This window comes from Ectobacillus funiculus (assembly GCF_004138295.1).
Lineage (GTDB): Bacteria > Bacillota > Bacilli > Bacillales > Bacillaceae_G > Ectobacillus > Ectobacillus funiculus.
On record NZ_SCFM01000002.1, the window covers coordinates 33,399 to 53,846 of the forward strand.

Annotated in this window: 16 protein-coding genes and 1 pseudogene; 12 read left to right on the forward strand and 5 right to left on the reverse strand. The window is 39.0% G+C overall.

Going from position 1 to position 20,448, the window contains the following annotated elements:
* Positions 1-266 precede the first annotated feature (266 nt).
* The 5 genes from EP737_RS00470 to EP737_RS00490 all read left to right on the forward strand — a co-directional run bounded on the left by EP737_RS00470 (position 267) and on the right by EP737_RS00490 (position 5,826).
* A complete protein-coding gene (locus EP737_RS00470) occupies positions 267-578 on the forward strand; it encodes a metal-sensing transcriptional repressor (protein WP_129725965.1) in 312 nt (103 codons plus the stop codon).
* Between the two features lie 296 nt (positions 579-874).
* Positions 875-1,081 carry a copper chaperone CopZ gene (copZ, locus tag EP737_RS00475; RefSeq protein ID WP_129725967.1) on the forward strand — a complete coding sequence of 69 codons (207 nt, stop codon included), beginning with the start codon at positions 875-877 and terminating at the stop codon, positions 1,079-1,081.
* A gap of 69 nt (positions 1,082-1,150) precedes the next feature.
* On the forward strand, positions 1,151-3,568 hold the full coding sequence (locus EP737_RS00480; RefSeq protein ID WP_129725969.1) for a heavy metal translocating P-type ATPase: 2,418 nt from the start codon (positions 1,151-1,153) through the stop codon (positions 3,566-3,568).
* A 13-nt stretch (positions 3,569-3,581) separates the two neighbouring features.
* The gene (locus EP737_RS00485; RefSeq protein ID WP_129725971.1) at positions 3,582-4,406 is read left to right on the forward strand and encodes a hypothetical protein; all 825 of its coding nucleotides are present in this window, start codon (positions 3,582-3,584) and stop codon (positions 4,404-4,406) included.
* Between the two features lie 280 nt (positions 4,407-4,686).
* Positions 4,687-5,826 (forward strand): acyltransferase family protein, encoded by a 1,140-nt coding sequence (locus EP737_RS00490; RefSeq protein WP_129725973.1) that lies wholly within the window; start codon positions 4,687-4,689, stop codon positions 5,824-5,826.
* Between the two features lie 142 nt (positions 5,827-5,968).
* Here the strand turns inward: EP737_RS00490 and EP737_RS00495 are convergent, their stop codons facing one another.
* The gene (locus tag EP737_RS00495; protein WP_129725974.1) at positions 5,969-7,222 is read right to left on the reverse strand and encodes a DUF445 domain-containing protein; all 1,254 of its coding nucleotides are present in this window, start codon (positions 7,220-7,222) and stop codon (positions 5,969-5,971) included.
* 181 nt (positions 7,223-7,403) lie between these two features.
* Between EP737_RS00495 and EP737_RS00500 the strand changes: the two genes are divergently transcribed.
* The 5 genes from EP737_RS00500 to EP737_RS00520 all read left to right on the forward strand — a co-directional run bounded on the left by EP737_RS00500 (position 7,404) and on the right by EP737_RS00520 (position 13,409).
* Positions 7,404-8,084, forward strand: coding sequence for a hypothetical protein (locus EP737_RS00500; RefSeq protein WP_246040123.1), 681 nt, complete (start codon positions 7,404-7,406; stop codon positions 8,082-8,084).
* Entirely contained in the window at positions 8,084-9,793 is a 1,710-nt protein-coding gene (locus tag EP737_RS00505) for a GMC family oxidoreductase N-terminal domain-containing protein (protein WP_129725975.1), read from the forward strand. The genes EP737_RS00500 and EP737_RS00505 overlap by 1 nt, the downstream gene beginning before the upstream one ends.
* Positions 9,794-9,865: 72 nt before the next feature.
* Positions 9,866-10,393 (forward strand): DUF3231 family protein, encoded by a 528-nt coding sequence (locus EP737_RS00510; RefSeq protein ID WP_129725976.1) that lies wholly within the window; start codon positions 9,866-9,868, stop codon positions 10,391-10,393.
* Positions 10,394-10,801: 408 nt separating this feature from the next.
* Positions 10,802-11,827 carry a LacI family DNA-binding transcriptional regulator gene (locus tag EP737_RS00515; protein ID WP_165350630.1) on the forward strand — a complete coding sequence of 342 codons (1,026 nt, stop codon included), beginning with the start codon at positions 10,802-10,804 and terminating at the stop codon, positions 11,825-11,827.
* Between the two features lie 340 nt (positions 11,828-12,167).
* Positions 12,168-13,409, forward strand: a complete 1,242-nt coding sequence (locus tag EP737_RS00520; RefSeq protein WP_246040125.1) for an MFS transporter — start codon at positions 12,168-12,170, stop codon at positions 13,407-13,409.
* A 696-nt stretch (positions 13,410-14,105) separates the two neighbouring features.
* On the opposite strand, the gene EP737_RS00525 is transcribed toward EP737_RS00520, so the two are convergent.
* Both EP737_RS00525 and EP737_RS00530 read right to left on the reverse strand, forming a co-directional pair.
* Positions 14,106-15,551: a L,D-transpeptidase family protein gene (locus EP737_RS00525; RefSeq protein WP_129725979.1), complete on the reverse strand. Its 1,446-nt coding sequence runs from the start codon at positions 15,549-15,551 to the stop codon at positions 14,106-14,108.
* Between the two features lie 551 nt (positions 15,552-16,102).
* Positions 16,103-16,309, reverse strand: a complete 207-nt coding sequence (locus EP737_RS00530; protein WP_129725980.1) for an alpha/beta-type small acid-soluble spore protein — start codon at positions 16,307-16,309, stop codon at positions 16,103-16,105.
* A 404-nt stretch (positions 16,310-16,713) separates the two neighbouring features.
* Here EP737_RS00530 and EP737_RS00535 point away from each other — a divergent pair.
* A pseudogene (locus tag EP737_RS00535) lies at positions 16,714-17,451 on the forward strand (translocation protein TolB); the annotation flags it as partial.
* 147 nt (positions 17,452-17,598) lie between these two features.
* On the opposite strand, the gene EP737_RS00540 reads toward EP737_RS00535, so the two are convergent.
* The gene (locus EP737_RS00540) at positions 17,599-18,717 is read right to left on the reverse strand and encodes an RNA-guided endonuclease InsQ/TnpB family protein (protein ID WP_129725981.1); all 1,119 of its coding nucleotides are present in this window, start codon (positions 18,715-18,717) and stop codon (positions 17,599-17,601) included.
* A gap of 289 nt (positions 18,718-19,006) precedes the next feature.
* Here EP737_RS00540 and EP737_RS00545 point away from each other — a divergent pair, with 289 nt between their 5' ends.
* Positions 19,007-19,369, forward strand: a complete 363-nt coding sequence (locus EP737_RS00545; protein ID WP_205650841.1) for a hypothetical protein — start codon at positions 19,007-19,009, stop codon at positions 19,367-19,369.
* Between the two features lie 87 nt (positions 19,370-19,456).
* Here EP737_RS00545 and EP737_RS00550 read toward each other — a convergent pair whose 3' ends face one another.
* On the reverse strand, positions 19,457-20,329 hold the full coding sequence (locus EP737_RS00550) for a LysR family transcriptional regulator (RefSeq protein ID WP_129725982.1): 873 nt from the start codon (positions 20,327-20,329) through the stop codon (positions 19,457-19,459).
* Positions 20,330-20,448 lie beyond the last annotated feature (119 nt).

Consider the following 20,448-nt stretch of genomic DNA (forward strand, 5'->3'; position numbering starts at 1 on the left):
CATCTTTGAAAGAAGTGTTTAAGCGAAAATCTGTTCACTCAAGCTTAGAGAAGACATATGTATAAGTAAAATTTGAATTAACTTAACAAAACAACATTGTTTGACGCCTTATGCAGGGTCTCTATCCGCTGTGGAGACCTGTAATTAAAAGATGTTGGACTGCTATGAAAAGTTTTTCAAAAGGAAAGAGTTTTACTATTGATTTCATACCTAATACCTGTATAGTGTATATAAAGATGTTTATCACAACAAATGAGGTGATATAGATGGAGCATTGTGAAGATAGCGGCCTAGATGAAAAGATGGTTCCGAGAACAGAGGGAGAAATTGAAAGTCTCATTAAACGCTTGAAACGTATTGAAGGGCAAGTGCGCGGTGTGCAAAAAATGGTGGAGGATAACCGTTATTGTGTAGATATCCTAGTTCAGATTTCAGCGATTAACGCCGCATTAAATAAAGTAGGGTTCAATTTATTGGAGCGCCATACGAAGCATTGTGTGTCTAAGGCTGTTCGTGAAGGAAATGGAGAAGATTCTATTCAAGAGTTGATGAACGTGATTAAACAGTTTTCCAAATAAAGAAGAATATTTCAAGTAAAAAGAGGTGATGTTGTAATTGAATCACCTCTTTTTCGCATACTACAAGGTAGGACTTCTTGTCGAGGATAAAATAACACTATGTTATGAGTAAAGATGTCGGCCGCAGCGTAAAAACATGAAAAAATAGTTAAATGCCCTATTGCATACTTTAGGGGGGTATAGTATATTGTAATCAAGAAGAGCAAATAAGCATGAACCGATATACGAATATGATCGAGTCAACGGGTCCTGTAGTATCGTCGGTAAATGTATGAAAATAAGGGAGGAACTTTATAATGGAAAAGGTAATTTTACAAGTAGGCGGAATGTCTTGTGGTCATTGTGTAAATGCAATTGAGGGAAGCGTTGGGAAGTTAAGCGGTGTTCATAATGTGAACGTAAACTTGGCTAAGGGAACGGTTGCGGTAGAATTCGAGCCGAGTACGGTAACATTGACAGCAATTAAGGAAGAAATTGATGATCAAGGGTATGAATTAGCATAAAGCGTGCGTAACTGCACGCTTTTTTTGAAAAAACGACATACCCTACACAGGTATATGGAGGGAATGGATATGAGCAGTACCGAACAGGAGGTAAGCCTGCAGATTGAAGGCATGACATGTGCCGCATGTGCCAGCCGCATTGAAAAAGGGCTCAAAAAAGTGCCAGGTGTGGTGGAAGCAAATGTGAATTTTGCGTTGGAAAAATCCAATGTTAGATTCAATCCGGCAGCCACTAATATAGAAGAGCTGCAGAAAAAGGTAGAAGCTCTCGGCTACCATGTTAGAAATGAGAAGGCAGAACTGGACATCACGGGTATGACGTGTGCGGCTTGTGCAACTCGAATTGAGAAAGGGCTTAACAAGCTGCCGGGCGTGACTAAGGCAACTGTCAACTTGGCACTGGAAACGGCTGCAGTCGAGTATAATCCATCAGAGGTTGGAACAATTGAAATGGTCCAGCGAGTAGAAAAGCTTGGGTATGGAGCAACAGTAAAAGGCGACAAAACGGTAGATATCGCCCAGCAACGCCAGCAAGAGCTTGACGCACAAACAGGAAAGTTTTTATTTTCGCTTATTTTGAGCGTACCTTTACTATGGGCAATGGTAAGTCATTTTTCTTTTACATCTTTTATTCCGCTGCCTGATATGCTCATAAACCCTTGGGTGCAGCTCGCACTTGCTACACCGGTTCAGTTTATAGTAGGAAAGCAATTTTATATAGGAGCTTATAAAGCATTACGGAACAAAAGCGCCAACATGGATGTTCTTGTGGCACTTGGCACGAGCGCAGCATACTTTTATAGCTTATACTTAACGATTTTATCCATCGGCTCTGCCGCGCATATGGTGGAATTGTACTATGAAACAAGTGCGGTTCTTATTACACTCATTCTTCTGGGAAAGCTGTTTGAGGCGAGAGCAAAAGGCCGTTCGTCTGAAGCGATTAAGAAATTGATGGGACTGCAAGCGAAAACGGCAACAGTTTTACGTAAGGAGCAAGAAATAGAAATTCCGTTTGAACAGGTTCAGGTCGGGGACATTGTGTATGTAAAACCAGGGGAAAAGGTGCCGGTTGACGGTGTTATCACGGAGGGGCGCTCCGCTCTTGATGAGTCCATGCTGACTGGAGAGAGTGTTCCTGTTGATAAAGCAGTAGGAGATGCTGTTATTGGAGCAACGGTTAATAAAAATGGATTTCTGAAAATCAAGGCGACAAAGGTAGGTCGTGATACGGCGTTAGCGCAAATCATTAAGGTGGTAGAAGAGGCGCAAGGATCAAAAGCACCGATTCAGCGATTGGCAGATCAGATTTCCGGGATTTTTGTTCCGATTGTTGTTGGAATTGCAATCCTCACTTTTTTTACATGGTATGTATGGGTAAGTCCAGGAGAGTTTGCGGTTGCGCTAGAGAAGCTAATAGCAGTGCTGGTGATTGCCTGCCCGTGCGCACTCGGATTAGCGACGCCAACGTCTATTATGGCAGGATCCGGACGGGCGGCAGAGTTCGGCATCCTGTTTAAAGGCGGCGAGCATTTGGAAATGACACATCAGCTGGATACTGTCATTTTAGATAAAACAGGAACTGTTACAAATGGTACGCCTGAGCTGACAGATGTGATTATTGCAGAGGGTTTTCACGAAGCAGAGGTTTTGAGCTTAGTAGGGTCTGCAGAAAAGCAATCTGAGCATCCGTTGGCGCAGGCGATTGTAGAAGGAATTAGAAAGAGAAACATTGCGTATAAGACAGTTGCTGCTTTTGAAGCTATTCCAGGCTATGGGGTGCAGGCTACGGTAGAGGGGCGGACAGTTATGATTGGCACCCGCAAGCTCTTGAGAAATAATCATATTACCATGGAACATGCAGAAAACAAAATGGAGCAGCTGGAGTGTCAAGGGAAAACAGTCATGTTAGTAGCAATTGATGACCGGTATGCGGGAATTATCGCAGTGGCTGATACTGTTAAACAAACATCCAAAGAGGCAGTCGCACGATTAAGAGAAATGGGCTTGGATGTTATCATGATCACCGGTGACAACAAACAAACAGCGCAGGCGATCGCACAACAGGTTGGCATTGAGAAGGTAATTGCAGAGGTGCTGCCGGAAGGAAAGGCGGCAGAAGTAAAGAAACTGCAGGAGCAAGGGGAAAAAGTTGCAATGGTCGGAGACGGGATTAATGATGCACCAGCTTTGGCGCTTGCTGACATTGGCATGGCCATCGGAACTGGAACGGATGTGGCGATGGAAGCGGCGGATCTTACGCTTATGAGAGGTGATTTGAACAGTATTGCTGATGCGATTTTTATGAGCAAGAGAACCATTCGCAATATTAAACAAAACTTATTCTGGGCGTTTGCTTACAATGCTCTGGGCATCCCGATAGCAGCTTTAGGATTTTTGGCACCATGGGTAGCGGGGGCTGCCATGGCATTTAGTTCTGTATCAGTTGTACTCAATGCGCTGCGTCTGCAACGAGTAAAGCTATAAGGAGGAGCAAAGAATGAAAAAATGGCTGATATCGGCAATTGTCTATCTCCTCATTGTCATCGGGGGGTATGCTGCCTGGAAGAGTATAAGCGGGGAGGATGCGGCTTCAGAGCAGGGGGAGCATTCACAGCAGCATGCGGCAACAGCAGCAGATGAGCATGCACATGAAGGTCATGATGACCCGCAACAGCAAGTGAGTGAAGTAAAGTCTACGGTAGAATATAAGGACGGTACATTATACATTGGATTAACAGACAGTGCCAATCAACCGGTAAATGACCTAGAAATCAACCATGAGAAGCTAATGCATTTTATTATTGTAAGCGAGGACCTCCAGCAGTATTATCACGTGCACCCAACAAAGGCAGGAGACGGCAAGTTTGAAGTAGCGCTTCCGTTACAGGAAGGAACATATAAAGCATTTATTGACATTAAGCCAAAAGATTTAAACTATCAGGTGGAGCCGGTTGTTGTGCAGGTTGGAGATGCAGCGGAGCATCATCATGAAACGGCATTGACACCTGAAACACAGTTCACAAAAACAATAGCTGGAAAAACACTGACAATGGAGCCTGATTCCTTCAAGGCAGGGGAACCTATTACACTCTCCTTCTCCTTTGCAGATGGAACAGTGCCGGAGCCATATTTAGGAGCTTTGGGACATGTAGTGATTTTAGATGAGCATGGTGAAACATATGTCCATGTCCATCCTGCTTCCCAGACAGACACAAAATTTGAAACAACATTCGCTAAGCCCGGTGTATATAAAATATGGGCTGAGTTTCAGTTCCAAGGGAAAGTGATCACTTATCCATTTACAGTAAAAGTTGAATCCTAAAAATTTATATAAAATTAGGATATAATTAGCAAGGGAAGGTTTATTTAGTAGCGGCTTCTAATAGCCCTTCGATTAATAAAGATAAGTATTCTTCTCTTTATATACTCTGAATCATAGGCAAACAGCCTATGATTTTTTTCATACTTTCAGAAAGGATAAATTTCTAGCCAGGAAACCATTCGACGTAGCGAGAAATTTTAAGAATAAAGTATATTTAACTTTAGGGCGTGGGGATGAAAAAAGGAAACTATTTCTTTTGTATTGGAGGAGAAAAAATAAAATGAAAAGACAGTATGATCTCGATTGGATTCGTGTATTAGCTACACTTGCCGTTTTCCTTTATCATTGTTTGATGTTTTTTAATCCGTGGCCATGGCATGTAAAAAATAATGAAACTGACCCTACCTACATTACAGCCATTTCCTTGTTCATGAGCTCGTGGCTAATGCCGATTTTCTTTGCAGTGTCAGGAATCAACTCCTACCATGCGCTTCAGAAAAAGACGGGAAAGCAATATGTAAAGGAAAGAATGGTCCGGCTAGGAATTCCTCTTGTATTTGGGGTCATGATTTTAACGCCTCCACAAGTATATATGGAACGGGTAAGTCATGAGCAATATACAGGGGCATTTTTGACATGGCTCCCGCAGTATTTTGATGGTGTCTATCTGGACATAGGTGGAACCGGGAATTTTGCCTTCGTCGGACTGCATCTATGGTATCTTTTGGTGCTCTTAATATTCAGCTTGTTTACGCTGCCGCTCTTTCTTAAAAAGAAGCCTTCCGTTTCAAGGGAGATTAAAGTGCTGCATCTTTTTCTATTATCAATTCCTTTGATGATAGTATCCGTACTAGTGGATACTGTGAGACTAGGGGGATGGGATATCACCTTCTATTTAGTTATTTTTTTATACGGGTATTTTTTCTTGACCAAGGAATCCTTCAAGACAGCCATTCACAAGATGCTCCCTGTTAACATCATGGTATCCATTCTGACGACTATCATTTTTATGTATGGTTTCATGGCAGGTATGTCTTCCTCAGGAGAGGTGTTATCTATCTTGCTAGCCGTAGTAAAGGCTCTAAATTGTTGGAGTTGGCTGCTAGTCATTTTTGCAGTGGGGGATCGCTATCTGTCGGTTTCAAATAGGTGGTTGAAATATGGAAATCAAGCTTCCATGCCATTTTATGTTCTTCACCAGCCTGTTATTGTTCTGCTAGGCTTTTTGATAGCGGGTGTTTCATGGTCGATCCCGCTTAAGTTGATATTCTTAATTGTGGCTGCATTTTTAATTATTATGGTCCTGTATGAATTTCTTATTGCGCGGGTATCTATTTTTCGAGTTTTATTTGGTATGAAAGGGAATGGGGGAAAAGTACCTAGAGGTGGTTCGGTATTGCGAAATCATATTAAAATGTAAGGATAGCAAAAAAGTGGATAGGTCTCAATAGACATATCCACTTTTTTTGTGTATCCATTCTTTCATTCAAGACGCGATTACAGATAAGTAGAAGGTAGGGGTAGTTTACCTTTACAAGATTCCTGCTAATGAATATCAGCTATCATAATGGTGTAGTAGCTTTTATTACCTCCAATAGAAGTCCGAGCATAAAACCGCAAATGGCTCCGTTCACTCGAATCCACTGTAGATCTTTTCCTGCACCATTTTCTATCATAGCGATAAGGGTTTGATCATCAAGTGCATCCAAGTTTTCTCGGACCAGCTTGCCTATTTTTGAATGGTTGGCTTCAACAAACTGGATAACTTGCTTCTGTAACCAGTTTTCTATAGCACCCATATGTACTGGATTTTCTTTTGTGTTATTTAATAAACGTGTTAAGAAGGGTAGAAGATGCATGTCAACAAACTCACCGTCTTTAATCGAGAATAATGCTTGTTGCTGCATCTGCTCAAGAGTTTTGGTTATTTGCTCGGTGGCATCCCAATTTTCAATAAGATGTTCCTTCCAATCTTCCAGTTCTTTGATAAATGTTGTATTCTCATGAACTTTTTTTAGCTCTGTACGGATTTGTTCGAGCAGCGCCTGTCGGTTTTTATTATCTGTTTCTTGCAAACCATCGATTCCCCTAAGAATAAAATCTTGTATGATACCGCCGAGTTTGTTTTCGTCTACTACATTTATAAAGGATTTTACTGCAAATTGTAAGAACCCATCCAGCTCTATACGGTCTATTGCCTTGATTGCCGTACTGCCAAGTTCATTACGAACACTATCCTTTTCTGCCCATCCTTTAGCCTTCATAAGAATGTAATTCAGAGCTTTCTCATCATAGCTATGAGCGAGTACTTGATTGATTACAGATTGTAGCAAAGCACTGGTATGGATTGAATATAGATACTTTTTAATTTCTTTCTCTACAAAAGAAGCGATCTTATTTATATTGACACGACGAATTGCATGTTCGATGACTGTAGTGATTCCTCGTTTCACTGAATCAGAATGCAGTTCCTTTTCGATAATCAGGAATATCTTTTCTGTCAAATGGATTTCTTTCATCTTATCAGTGATACTTGTTTTTGTAAGCCATTTATTTTCAAGCATGGAGACGAGCCCTTCCGTAAGCTTCTGTCGGTTTTTAGTTAACAGGGCTGTATGTGGAATGGGCAAGTTCATTGGATGCCGGAATAATGCAGTGACTGCAAACCAGTCAGCCAACCCTCCTACTAGTCCCGCTTCGAACCCGCCTTGTAGGATCGTTCCTGCCAGTGAGTCATGAAACAGCGACGTTATAATAAAACCAGTTCCCATAATTGCCAATGAAAAGCTGGCTACGTATCTTGATCGTGTTGCCATTGTAGTCCCTCATCTCTTTGTAATCTATCTTTAATGATAATTAAACAATATAAAATGATGAAGGATTTTTCAAGTTTAAAACTCCTTATCCTAATCGTTTAAACAAGGATATAAATCAAAATACAAGCGACTCCCTGACATAGAAGGACAAACATCTAAATAAAATGAAAGAAGGAAATCAATGATTCTTAAGCTTTTTAAGGGGGTGAGCAAGATATCGCAAGTTGGAATTTTTGACTTACATACCCGGGCAACTTTTCAGGCGCTTGTTCATGCGATTATCCCAGATACTCTTTGGATTACAACATTGGGAGCTGCACAGGCCGTAGCGATACTCGATTTAAAGGTTTATGAATATATCATTTGGACATTGGATCATTCTCTAACTATTCCCATAAAACAGCAGCTAAATCTAATTAATACATCAATGGCAAAAGCAACAGCACAATTGCTAGATGCTGCAGCCACTCAATTCATTTGGTCAGGTCAGATAAAATATCCTCTCAATGCTTGGGCATTTCTTGGGGGCGGATCATTTGCAGCCCTTTTGCCAGGTGATCGATTAAGAACAATTGCTCTGTTGGAGCAGCTTAAAATTGCCCTTGAAAGCTTACCTGTACCTTATCAAAATAACCCGGGGCTTATTCGTAATATGATGGACGTACTGAGCCAGCTTACCCTGTTTGGTTATTATTCAGAATGGAGCGCGTATGGAATAACACGTCTGTTGCCGCCTGATTATAGGCGGATGGAGCAGTTTCCGATTGGCTGGATTCAATCTGGATATCCGGGGCCGGCTTTTGGATATCGTGACTTTCGTGGATTCTTAGTAGAGTTTCCGCACAGGGAGGGAAGTTCATAATGGAGGATCAGGATGTGATCGTAATTGGAGCGGGAGGTGGTGGTGCCATCATCGCAAAAGAACTTGGGGAGATGGGATTAAAAGTTTTGGTCCTAGAAGCAGGTCCGTGGTATGGAAACAAAAAATGGCTGCATCCAAATCGACAGCCAGGAGCCAGAACCAGCTCGAACGCAGATGATTTGGATGTAATCCTTTATAAACAATTATTAAACAAATATGAAGCTAACATGGATGATTTGATTTCGGGCAGGTTTCGCTGGGGACCTGCAGATCGCAGCCGCCCTCCATGGTTTCGGCAGATGCTGCAGAAACAGATTATTTGGCAAAGCTCTGGTGTAGGAGGAACGACACAACATTATACGGCAAATTCCCCCCGGGCCTTTCCATTAGCTATTGACAATGTATGGCCCCTCTCTTATCAAGAACTAGTTCCTTATTACGAAAAGGTTGAAGCCACATTGCCAGTTAACTTCGCACCGACAACCGCAAAAGAGGAGTTATTCTATTATGGGGCGAAAAAGGCAGGGTGGCAGCTGATTCCTACACTGGATGTGACAATACCAGGCTTTCGTCCCCAGCCCAATGCGATTTTGCCTCCTAATGAGAACCTTACAAATATGAACGTTTCCCTGGAGCAGTTATCCTGGATGAAAGGTTGTACTCTCGCAGGACATTGTATCAATGGTTGCCCACATGGTCCCTCGGTGGATAGTATTGCGAAGCGTTCAACAGATGTTAGTTATGTTCCGCTTGCTTTAAGGACAGGTAATGTCACAATAAGACCAAATGCTTTTACTATAAAAATAATAACAGATACAACCTCCGCTTCTGAAGGATTACGTGCTAGGGGGGTACAAATAAGGGATACATGGACGGGAGCACAGGAAGAGTTACAAGCAGAGGTCGTAGTGATGGCCGCTGGCAGCATTGAGAGCCCGCGCCTTTGGTTAAATTCAGCGCTGCCTCACAATCCATGGGTTGGAAAAGGACTGACTAATCATTATATGGATTGGGTATCTGGGATATTTGCTGAAAAGGATTTACATGCAATCTTGGGGAGTTCAGATATGAACCCTTTTGTTGGTCATACATGTGGGGCAAGATTAGATTACCCTGGATTAGGGACTGTGCAAACAGTTGGGATGAGCCCGGGATTAACCGCTTCTCTTTCTTATGGTATGAGTGAATCTGGATCTTATCTCTCACATTCACCCAGCCCGAATGACCTGTGGGATGCACGTGGCCGTATTGTTGGCCAGAAATTAAGCGAAGTCATGGCAGACTATCGTAGAACATTACAGATACTAATAACTACTGATGATGAAGTCGATCCACGAAATGGAATTACGCTCCACCCCTCTATTAGCGATGAACACGGGTTTGTTCCTTTCGTGAAATATACACCTACTGAACGATCTAGAAGGAAACGGAGCAAGCTGTTTCAGATAACAGCTGATATTTTGCGAAAAGCGGGAGCGAAACAAATCATTTGGTCTGATTGGCCGGCTGGTGTAATGATTCACATGGAAAGTACAATGCGAATGGGTTTTGTCGTTAATCAGGATTGCGAAGCATACCAGGTAAAACGGTTATACATCTCTGATAATAGTGTACATTACAATAGCTTAGGCGGTTCGAATCCAACTCTTACGACACAGGCACTGGCTACCCGTACAGCGGAAAAGTTGTTTGGAAAATACTTCAATTAGTATTTTTAATAAGCAAATGGTAAAGATACTACTATAATAAATCATATATATAGTCTGGTGGGATTTTTAGAGATGAAACTATTTGAAGTAATTCATGATGCTTTTGAGCCATTTATGGACGGTGAGAAAAAACCATTGAATGTAATGGAAGTTACAAACCTATGGTTTTTTCTTTTAGCAACAGAAACTACAATGCGCAATGAAGAACTAGGCTGCAATCTTGCTCAAGATGTTGAATTGAAGCAAATATTAACGGATATAAAAGAAAACGTACATACCCCAATTAGAAATGAAATTAGCGAATTTCTAAAAAAAGAAGGGGTTCCGCTTCCGCAAACAACTCCGGAAAAACCCGTTGGCGATTACCGAGATATACCAGAGGGCGCCAAATTAAACGATGAGGAACTTGCTAATTTAATGTCCTATAATTTAGCTCAGGGAGTTGCTTATGCTGCTAGGGGACTTACTGAATCAATTCGGGCGGATGTTAGTTTAATGTTCTCTAAAATTATCATGAAAAAGACGATGGCTGGTTTAACATTAAAACAATATTTAGAACGACATGAATGGCTGCGCATTCCTCCTTACTACAAACAATAAATGCTGATGATCCTCGGGTGTATAAGTTAGTTTTTATCGAGAATCGCCGTTTGACCGTACTGTAAGTAGGTACGGTTTTTATGCTAATATGGAATAGTAGCAATACATAACAAAGTAGTTAACAGGACTCCTGATGCTGCAAAATAAGGATCAGCACCATATTTATTGGGAATAGGGAGAAAGCGTTGGGAAGACGGTACCCCAGAAACTCATACGGCAATAATAAGTAGTAAGACTGGAACAGGCAAAGTAACAAAAGGAAATAATAAAGGGATGACCAGAAGATTTGCGGAGTTTCTGTTTGTTTTAAGGAAAGTATTGTTTGAAAACGATTTCTTTGGTATGTTTTAAATATAAGTTTACTAAAATTATATAAAAAACAGTAAATTAATGGAGTAGATGATTAAGATGGCAACGATAAAAGATATTGCAGAACAGGCCAATGTTTCCACTGCAACGGTATCAAGGATTTTAAATAATGATCCATCCCTTTCGGTTTCAGGGAACACAAGGAAAAAAGTGTTGGAAGTAGTGAGTGAATTAAATTATCAGCCGGTGAAAAGAAATAAAGCGAAATCAGTTAAGGCAAAAGAGTCTTCTAATATCGGCTTAGTGTTGGCCAATGATGAAGCAATTGATCCTTATTTTATGTCCATTAGGAAGGGGATTGAAAGTATATGTAATGAATACTCATTAAGCATTGCCTCTGTTTTTAATATTGGTAAGAGTCATTTTTCATCTGCCATTATGGCTGACTTGGAAGGTCTCATTGTTCTTGGTGATGTGAATATTAAAGAGCTGCAACAGGTTTATAATAAGAATAATAACATTGTATTTGTGGATTTTTTACCGGAAAAAGAGAATTGCGATGTAGTTATCGCAGATTTTGAAACGGCAACATGTGAGATTATGAACTATTTGTTTAGTCAGGGGCATAGTCGAATTGCGTATATAGGCGGAAAAGGATTAATCAGAAGCATTCATAATGGAAGAATGATAGAGAAAGAAGATATCCGGAAAAGTACCTACGAGCGTATTATGAAAGAAAAAGGATTGTATCAATCAGAACACATCCTTCTAGGGGAGTTTGGCCCAATGAGTGGATATACATTAATGAAAAAATTAATGGAACAGGAATCTTTACCTACTGCGCTCGTCGTTGCGAGTGATCCGATGGCGATAGGGGTAATTCGGGCATTACATGAAGCTGGTATCAAAGTTCCAGAAGATATTTCAGTTATTAGTTTTGATGATATCGAAGCTTCAGCCTTTTTAAACCCAACGCTTTCTACAGTCAAGATCCCGACTGAGGAAATGGGGAAAACTTCAGTTAAGCTTTTGTATGATCGCTTAAAAAGCGGGAGAGAAGTACCTTTAAAGGTTACTTTGCCAACGGAACTCGTTTTAAGGGATAGTACAGGTCCCAAAGCTTGATATATTTTTGTTTAAAAAATGGATAAAATACGAGAAGACCTTTTCTGACATGTAACAAAGAGAGGGTCTTCTTTTTTAACTTGAAGAATGTTAGTTGCACGAAGGGTATATCAGGTTATGTTTAGTAAAATAAAAGTTAATTTATAATTATTTTACTAGTTATATCAGAGTTATTTACAGGTAAATATTCTTTTTTAGTGAAAAAATAGATAAAACATATTGAATGTATGCGCTATTTTTGGTAAAGTTGTTTTAGTAAAGTTTATGAATTTTAACTAGTTATATTGGTGTAAACGTTTTACTAAGGAGAATGAAATATTAGTTAAAGGGGCAGATTGAAGTGGTAAAACTTAATAAGAATTATTGGTTGTTTGGGGTCTTCTTTCTTCTTTATTTCTTTATTTGGGCAGCATGTACGATGTTTTTGTCTTTATGGCTGACAAATGTGGGCGGTTTGAGCTCTACAAAGACAGGTATTATATTCTCAGCCATATCCATCGCAGCTATTTGTTATCAGCCATTTTTTGGAATCCTTGCAGATAAGCTAGGCTTAAAAAAGAACTTACTCTGGTTTTTTATTTTTCTGTTAGTTTTTATTGGGCCATTCTTCATTTATGTATTTCCGGCATTGTTAAAGACAAATATTATTTTGGCGGCTATCGTTGGAGGCGCTTACCTCGGAGCTATCTTTAATGGCGGGGTAGGAGCGATTGAAGCGTATATAGAGAAAGTGAGTCATGCGAATCATTTTGAATATGGACGAGTTAGAGTATTTGGGAACATAGGTGCTGCAACGAGTACTTTTGTAACCGGTCATTTATTCAATACGAATCCTCATTTAGTCTTCTGGATCAGTACGATTGCGGCTATTTTATTAGCAGTAATTTTTAGTTTTGCGAAAATGGATGAATCAAGTTCTGAAGCAGTGCAGCATCAAAATGAACAATCAGTACCAAAAGGATCAACTCTAGCTCTTTTCAAAAATAAGAAATTCTGGTTTTTTACCTTATACGTTCTTGGAGTTGGCTGTGTATATGATGTATATGATCAACAATTCCCAGTATATTTTACACATTTCTTTTCCTCAGCAGATAAGGGTACAGAAATTTTTGGTAACCTTGTTACCTTACAAATTTTCCTTGAAGCGATTGTTATGATTTTAGCACCATTTATTATTAATAAAATTGGCGCAAAAAATGCCCTTATCTATGCTGGATTTATCATGTCGTTCAGAATTTTAGGATCAAGCTTTGCAGACGGGCCTGTTGCCATTAGTTTATTAAAACTAATGCATGCGGCAGAGGTGCCAATTTTGCTAGTAGCCGTCTTTAAGTATATTTCAGCGAATTTTGATATGAGATTATCAGCAACTATTTATCTTATTGGCTTTCAGTTTTCAAAACAAGTAGGGTCGATTTTCTTATCAACTATCGCGGGAAATATGTATGATACAGTAGGCTTTAAAAGTGCTTACCTGTTATTAGGTTCGGTTGCTTTCATCTTTACAGTGATTTCAATGTTTACATTAGCAGGAAAAAGTAAGTCTGCAGCAGAAAATGTAAGCGTTAAAAGGGCATCTTAGAGATAGAAAAGCATAATAAAATTGAATATCCTTCTTTCAAGCTTGGGGGCCAGAGATTAGACGAGCAACATCAAGTTGAAAGGGGAGTAGAGGATTTATAATGGTAGCTATGCTTAGTTTTCCTGCTAGAGGGAGAATATGAGCATAGCTTTTTTGTGCTTATAATATTCTTTGTTAGCATGAAGGTAAGCTGGTAGGAAGAGTCGTGGAAAGCATATTAGTGTATATCCAATTTTTAATTTCATGTACCGTATTAAGATAGGTTCTATTCATACAGAATAGAAAAAACTCAGAGTTTCTAGGTGCTTTTTTCTATTACCTCAACAGATGTTGAAATGCTGCATAGTAGCATTGAGATCCTTTGGGGAAGGGGAAAGTTTAGAATTAATTGGGGAGAAACGTACTAGGTGTAGGTTAAGCTTAAGGATATGATTGTTTGTACAAAGTGCACAAGATGATTGCGCATCACAGGCAGTACAAATAAAAAAGAAGGAAATCATTAACCAGTAGATTTCCTTCTTTTGATTATTCTTTATTGAGGGAAATTTTTAAATTCACTCAGTGAAAAAGCCTGAGTCACCTAGCCCCCGAAAAGGAGTCAGCAGAGATTTTTCGGATATTTGTATGTAACAGATGCTCTCGAAAGGTTCATGAACGTTTCGAAAGCATCCATTGATCAAGATAGACTGCCAATTATTAATAAACGACAACTGGCTCATATGTGCTGAGATTGTCATATACTGACTTCGCAACACCAGGCGGGAGGTTGACACAACCGCCTGATCCTGCAGTAAGATAAGCGTTGCTTGCCCAGTTTGTCCGCCAGCTGGCATCGTGGAACCCTTGTCCATCGTTCGTAAATGGAGCCCAATAGTCTACCTTAACCGAATAATTCGGATTGCCTACTGAACTGCCTTTGAGTACGGATGGTGTGCGCTTATAAAGGATATACCACACTCCTGGTGATGTATCTTCATTGGTGCTATGTTTACCAGTCACTACATTTGTTGTTAATACTAATTGCCCATTTTTGTAAAGCCAAATGCGTTGTTCCTGAATGGACACTTCAGCGTACGTATCACCAATACCATTGTTTGTTGTAGTTTCATAGCCGTAGCCTTCACCCTTCCAGCCATGTCCGGAAATATTAGAGGCAGAAAGTGACTTTTCCCCTTTTTCAAAAGCTTCCATAATCCGTGTTGTTTCTTTTGCAGCATCTAGTGCCCAGCCATAGCCCTGTCCTTTTACCGATACGACCGAACCTGAATGAGTTTTAAACGTGAAATTTTTATTTAATGTGGATTGGGAATTATTAATTTCCGCAATCTTACTTTTAATATTGCTCGGGTCAATTGTGAGTTTCATATCTTTTGACACAGAGGCTTTTTCGATTAAATCGCTGGCTTTTAAAGAATAAACTTTATCCTGTACCTTATAATCAATAGTTTGTTGAAGGAGCTCTTGCAGCTTTTTCTCTTCATCTTTTACAATCGGATTGTCTTCCTTGATTGGCTGTACGTATACAGCATTCAGGTGGATTTCACTATTATATTCCTGCTTCTCGTAGTCCTTTAATAGACTGGCTACATCATATTGCTGCCCATCAATACTTTTTGAGACTGTAATTTTACCTTGTTCCATAATAGCCTGCGCATCTTGAGGTGCCTTTAAACTTTTATTTATTGCTAAGAGCTTTTCTTCCACTTGTTTTTTCATCGTTTGGCTTCGGTATTGATCCAGCTCGATTGGCATTAGTGAATAATTTTTTGCCTTTGAGGAAGGAAAAAGTGTCCGCTGGCTTTTTAATAATTTTTTGACACTTGGCAGATCCTTATCCGTAAATCCCATCTTCGTATCTTTTTCATCTAAAATTTGTTGCTGCCCGACATATACTGCATTTTTTAATACAGATGTTTTTAATTTTTTAAGTGCCTCATCAGCAGTCAATCCGCCCACGTTTGTGCCATTAATCTTGGTATTTGTATTAAAATGGGTTGTTTGATAATAGCTGACTGCTGCAAATATAAGCGCAGCAATCACAATTATGCCTGCTGTGATAAACTTCCAGTTCGTAAACCGTTTAGATGGATGTATCTGCGGTTTATCGATTTCTTCAACTAACTCATTTACCGTATTTCCCATAAATATTCCTCCTATATATCTGGTAACCTAACTATCAACGTTTCTCGACTTTGCATTGTTGGTTTTGCCTCCAAAACTTTCGGTTATTTTACATTAACACTTAAATTGTTACAATCATTTTACATTAACACGCAAATTATTACAATTACTTTACCCTGATACTTAAATTATCACTATTATTCTACTTGATTCTATAGTAAAAAATTTGTCATTATTTGTATATGTTTGAAATTTTATATATTTACTCTGTATTAATCTATCTTAAAGCTTCTTAATGAAATTTTAATAAAAAATATAATTTCCTAACAAACAATATTAAGAAGATGAGCTGAAAATTATAAAGTGTATTGAATTAGGAGCAGAGATTGCACAACTAGTATTACGATATGCTTTTGAATAATTTCATTGGTACAGAGTAGATTTACGGGTTCTTCAATATAAACGCCGCGCAATAAAGTGCTATGAAAAGTGTGGCTTTATTTAAGTGGAGAAAGAAAATGGGACTTCAAAGTGAGGTCCCATTCTTATTGTTACATATTAACAATACCCTTTTAATGGAAGGATCCACCCAACTGTTGCTCAGCCATACGAACCAGCCGTTTTGTAATTTCGCCACCAACGGAACCGTTAGCTCTTGAAGTAGTGTCAGCTCCAAGTTGGACGCCAAACTCCTGTGCAATTTCATACTTCATTTGTTCAAGTGCTTGTTCTGCTGCAGAAACCAATAGTTGGTTTCTATTGTTGTTTTGGTTTGCCATGTTGTATCATCTCCTATTTGGTGATAATGAAATGGTCTTACATTCCTAGTTTGATTGTAATAGGTGTATTTATTCGTAGTAGCATGTGGTAATTTATGTAAAATTATAAAGACGGCCGTTTTAGCTGCAATATTATTAGAAGAGCGTGTTGCTGGCTTACATGTTATGGATGGGTTCTTTGGTGTATTTTCAGTTCAATAAAATAATGGGCCAGGTTAATGAAATAAGGGGCTTAAAAAGTAATTTTATCTATTATGTAACTAACACTTAGAATCATATCTTGGAACAGAAAGCCTTATAGACAAAATGATTCATTTGTCCTTGGACGGTGCTCAATGTTGTTATGTTCGATGGTCGAATCTCAACATGTAATAAGGGCATCCTATTGCAAGGAGGGATAATTGATGGGAATTAGGATTTTGTTAATCATAATATTAATCAGTTTTAATGTTGCAGCAAAGGCTTTTGCTGAAGTTCCACTTACAGCAGCTTTTATACGGGACCATCAGCTATGGATAAAGGAGGGAGATAAAGAAATACAACTCACAACAGGTCGATATGTTCACTCTCTGCAGTGGTCAAAAGATGGTCGGTTTATTGCTTATTTAGACGGTGACGAACGTGGTGGAAAAACATATTTATTTATATATGATTTAAAAGAAAAAGAAAACTATCAGCCCTATCCATCACTTGAAACAAGAAATTTTCAATGGTCACCAATTGCAAATCAACTAGCTTATAAATCAGGTGGTGTACTAAACGTTACAAAAACACAGAATGGACGTCCAAAAGGTTTTGAGAATGTTTCTCTGGGTGTTAGTGATTTTGCATGGTTTCCAAATGGAAAAGAATTTATTGTTTCATCGCAATCTAAGTTGCTTCCTACTGGATGGGAACCAGTTCATCTTTTTAAAGTTCCGGTAGATGCTAATCTTGACACAAATAAAATAAAACCCTTTTACACTATTCAAACAAATACAACGGACTTATTTGCTATTGATGCTGAATATTTTAAGTGGAGCTTTGATGGTAAATGGGTTAGCTTTCTAGCAACACCTACTGCGTCTTGGTCCAATGATAGCAATACACTATGTGTACTATCATCAGCAGGAGATCACTTTCAAGTTGTAGGAAAGATGCTCTGGTGTCAACTGACCCACCACCTACTCGCTCACGCTCCTTGAGGTGGGGGCTTGCAACTACCCAGAAGTGCAAACGATTCTTGCGAATCTCCTTCCTTCGATTGGTGTTTACATCAGGGCAGGTTGACAGCTACCCAACAAGGGAAGTCATGCTTCCTTTGTTACTTCAACGATGTACTCAATTCCTTTTCGTTGAAGATTCATGGCTCCAATACGGTCGTCGTTTGACATATAGCGGCATGTTTTACAACAAAAGATGTGTTTCTTTTTGTTTCGATTTGCTTTTTCTGTATGTCCGCATTTAGGACATGTTTGAGATGTATAAGCAGGATCTACGGCAATCACCTTTGCTTGTTTCATGGATGCCTTATACTCTAGCATTTGCCGTAATTGAAAGAACGCCCAAGAAACAGAAACATAACGGTCTTTGACTCTTACTCGTTCTGTTGCGCTCCGAATATCTGTTAAATCTTCAATTACAAATAGCGTATTTGCTCCATATTTAGAAACGAGTGCCTTACTGACACAATGGTTTACATCGGTCATCCAACGGTTTTCTCTGCTTCCAATCTCTTTCAATCGTTTACGAGCAGATGGAGTTTGTTTACGCTGTAACTGTTTGCGAATTGCTTTGTATCTTGCACGTTTATGTTTCATTGTCCTCCCATTAAAAAAGGATGTATGGCCTTGTGAGTCATAAGAAGTGGCAACGAAATTGATACCAACATCAATTCCTACTACTTGCCTCATTCCAAAATCAACTGCTTCTTGCACCTCCTTTGTCATAGGGATATGCAAAAACCACTTCTTATACTTGTACACTAACTTGGCAGTCCCAAAGGACCAAGAGCCATCAAAATATTGCTCCATTCCCTTTGTTTCAAAAGGAACTTTCACACGACCTTGTAGTGTATTAATGGAAAATACCTGTTGTGTAAGTGAGTAATCACGATTCCACACAAGATCGTATTCTGGTTTTTTAAACTGTACCATAGACCAATCATGTCCATTGCTCTGGTTTGTTTTATACCTCGCAATGACTGTTTTCATGACAGATTGTGCCATCTGGGAACGCAAATGATAAGAAGACCTAAGCGCATCGTACGTTACCCTGTGTAAAGATGCTTGTACTAGATTTTTGCTTTCAAATACAATACGAGAAACAAAATTACAACCTTTACGATAGGCAAGAAGTGTTTCTTCTAATAATTCGACTTGTTCTGTTGTAGGAGTCATTTTTATTTTAGCTGTAATAGTTAGCTTCATATTTTAATCACCTCCTTCACTAAAAATATTATATCATATGATTAGTGAATAATATACAAAAAATACCAAAATAAGATATGTGTTTCGCTACGCAAAATCGTGCATTCCTCCCCCTACTTACTCATGGGGCTACGCCCTTCACATTCCTTGAAGTTGGGGTATCCTGCACGAAAAATCTGATGAAGACTGGATAAAATGGGATCCGACAAAAAATCAACTAGCCTTTATATCTGGTGAAGGGAGATTTTTTGTTGAAAACAAAAAAACAGCCATTACTGACATTCCAACCTTGAATGAACGAAAGGAATATACGCCTAAAGGATATGTCGACCTTAATGTAGATTGGCTCTCTCCAGATAAGGTAATTGTTGCCCGTGCAAAAGAAAACAAGGAATGGAAAGAGGGACCAGTTCCAACCATGTTTACAAGCCTGTACATAATCAATATAAAATCAGGAGAACAAAAGCAGCTTACCTTTCCAAAGAAAAATGAAATAGATAATCAACCTCAGGTTGTTGGGCCATATATTACTTGGTATCGAAAGACTGAAAAGGGAAAGCAAGGAGATGTATGGGTTAAGAATGGAATAAACGGTTCAGAACATCGCTGGTTAAAAGATGTAGACTCTGCTCCGATTTTTTTCAATAGCTAAGTTAATCTTTAATGTTGGTTTTTTCTTAAAACTTGGACTTTCTTAATCAAAACTGGAAGTGAAGAGGATATAAATCGGTAAATATAGCTAATTCGACCCTAACAGCGTCTTGATATATTCGATAGACTTTTTGGCAGCAGGCGAGAGTTCTTTTAGCGATGTTGCGGCAATGCTGATGATTCGATGCTGTTCTGGCTCTAGACTAAGAACTCTAACACTATGTGACATACCTTGCAGAACTAATTCAGGAATGATACTGACACCTAGTTCATTTTCGACCATGGCTACAATAGCTTGGTCATCAACCATTTCAAAGCTGTTTTTAAGTGTAACACCAGTCTCTTTTAATACTCGTTTCATGTCGTTGTTATAACCTGATTTGAGTGTAATAAAGCTTTCTTTCTCTAATTGCTCCATACGGATTTTATCTTGGTTACTAAGAGGATGATTGTGAGGAAGGATACACAATATCCTATCTTTTTTTAAGGGTATTGTTTCAAAAGATTCTAATGTAGGTAAAGCAATAAAACCAAAATCTATAACACCGTTAGTAATCCACTCTTCAATGTCTTGATAGCCTGCTTGAAAAATTTGAATTTCTATCAGAGGATACTCTTTTTTAAAATACCTCATCAATGCTGGTAGCCATTGAATACAAACACTTGCAGGTGCTCCTATCCGAACTGTACCAACTTCAAGTCCATTAATAGAGGCGGCTTCTTGCTTCAATTTTTCATCCCAATGTAGAATTGTTCGTATATATTTTAAGATCCTCTGCCCATTACTTGTTAAAGTAATACCAGACCGCCCCCTAATCAGTAGAGAAAATCCAAGTTCAGATTCAAGATTTGCAAGAGAATAACTAACAGCAGATTGAGTTAAATTTAAGGCCTCCGCAGCTTTAGTTAGACTCCCTAGTTCCACAACGGTGTTAAAAACCTCATATTTTGAGAGACTCATTTTCATCATCCCTATTCATAAATTTTATTCATGCTAAGTATCAAAAACTTCAATTTTATTTATATGTATTTTACCTCTATAATCTGAAGAAACACAACTAGATAGAAAAGGATAGGTGA

Excerpts from the sequence above, each read along its gene's own strand:
- EP737_RS00470 (WP_129725965.1), top strand. The coding sequence starts at position 267 with ATGGAGCATTGTGAAGATAGCGGCCTAGATGAAAAGATGGTTCCGAGA.
- copZ (WP_129725967.1), top strand. The coding sequence starts at position 875 with ATGGAAAAGGTAATTTTACAAGTAGGCGGAATGTCTTGTGGTCATTGT.
- EP737_RS00480 (WP_129725969.1), top strand. The coding sequence starts at position 1,151 with ATGAGCAGTACCGAACAGGAGGTAAGCCTGCAGATTGAAGGCATGACA.
- EP737_RS00485 (WP_129725971.1), top strand. The coding sequence starts at position 3,582 with ATGAAAAAATGGCTGATATCGGCAATTGTCTATCTCCTCATTGTCATC.
- EP737_RS00490 (WP_129725973.1), top strand. The coding sequence starts at position 4,687 with ATGAAAAGACAGTATGATCTCGATTGGATTCGTGTATTAGCTACACTT.
- EP737_RS00495 (WP_129725974.1), bottom strand. The coding sequence starts at position 7,222 with ATGGCAACACGATCAAGATACGTAGCCAGCTTTTCATTGGCAATTATG.
- EP737_RS00500 (WP_246040123.1), top strand. The coding sequence starts at position 7,404 with ATGATTCTTAAGCTTTTTAAGGGGGTGAGCAAGATATCGCAAGTTGGA.
- EP737_RS00505 (WP_129725975.1), top strand. The coding sequence starts at position 8,084 with ATGGAGGATCAGGATGTGATCGTAATTGGAGCGGGAGGTGGTGGTGCC.
- EP737_RS00510 (WP_129725976.1), top strand. The coding sequence starts at position 9,866 with ATGAAACTATTTGAAGTAATTCATGATGCTTTTGAGCCATTTATGGAC.
- EP737_RS00515 (WP_165350630.1), top strand. The coding sequence starts at position 10,802 with ATGGCAACGATAAAAGATATTGCAGAACAGGCCAATGTTTCCACTGCA.
- EP737_RS00525 (WP_129725979.1), bottom strand. The coding sequence starts at position 15,551 with ATGGGAAATACGGTAAATGAGTTAGTTGAAGAAATCGATAAACCGCAG.
- EP737_RS00530 (WP_129725980.1), bottom strand. The coding sequence starts at position 16,309 with ATGGCAAACCAAAACAACAATAGAAACCAACTATTGGTTTCTGCAGCA.
- EP737_RS00540 (WP_129725981.1), bottom strand. The coding sequence starts at position 18,717 with ATGAAGCTAACTATTACAGCTAAAATAAAAATGACTCCTACAACAGAA.
- EP737_RS00550 (WP_129725982.1), bottom strand. The coding sequence starts at position 20,329 with ATGAGTCTCTCAAAATATGAGGTTTTTAACACCGTTGTGGAACTAGGG.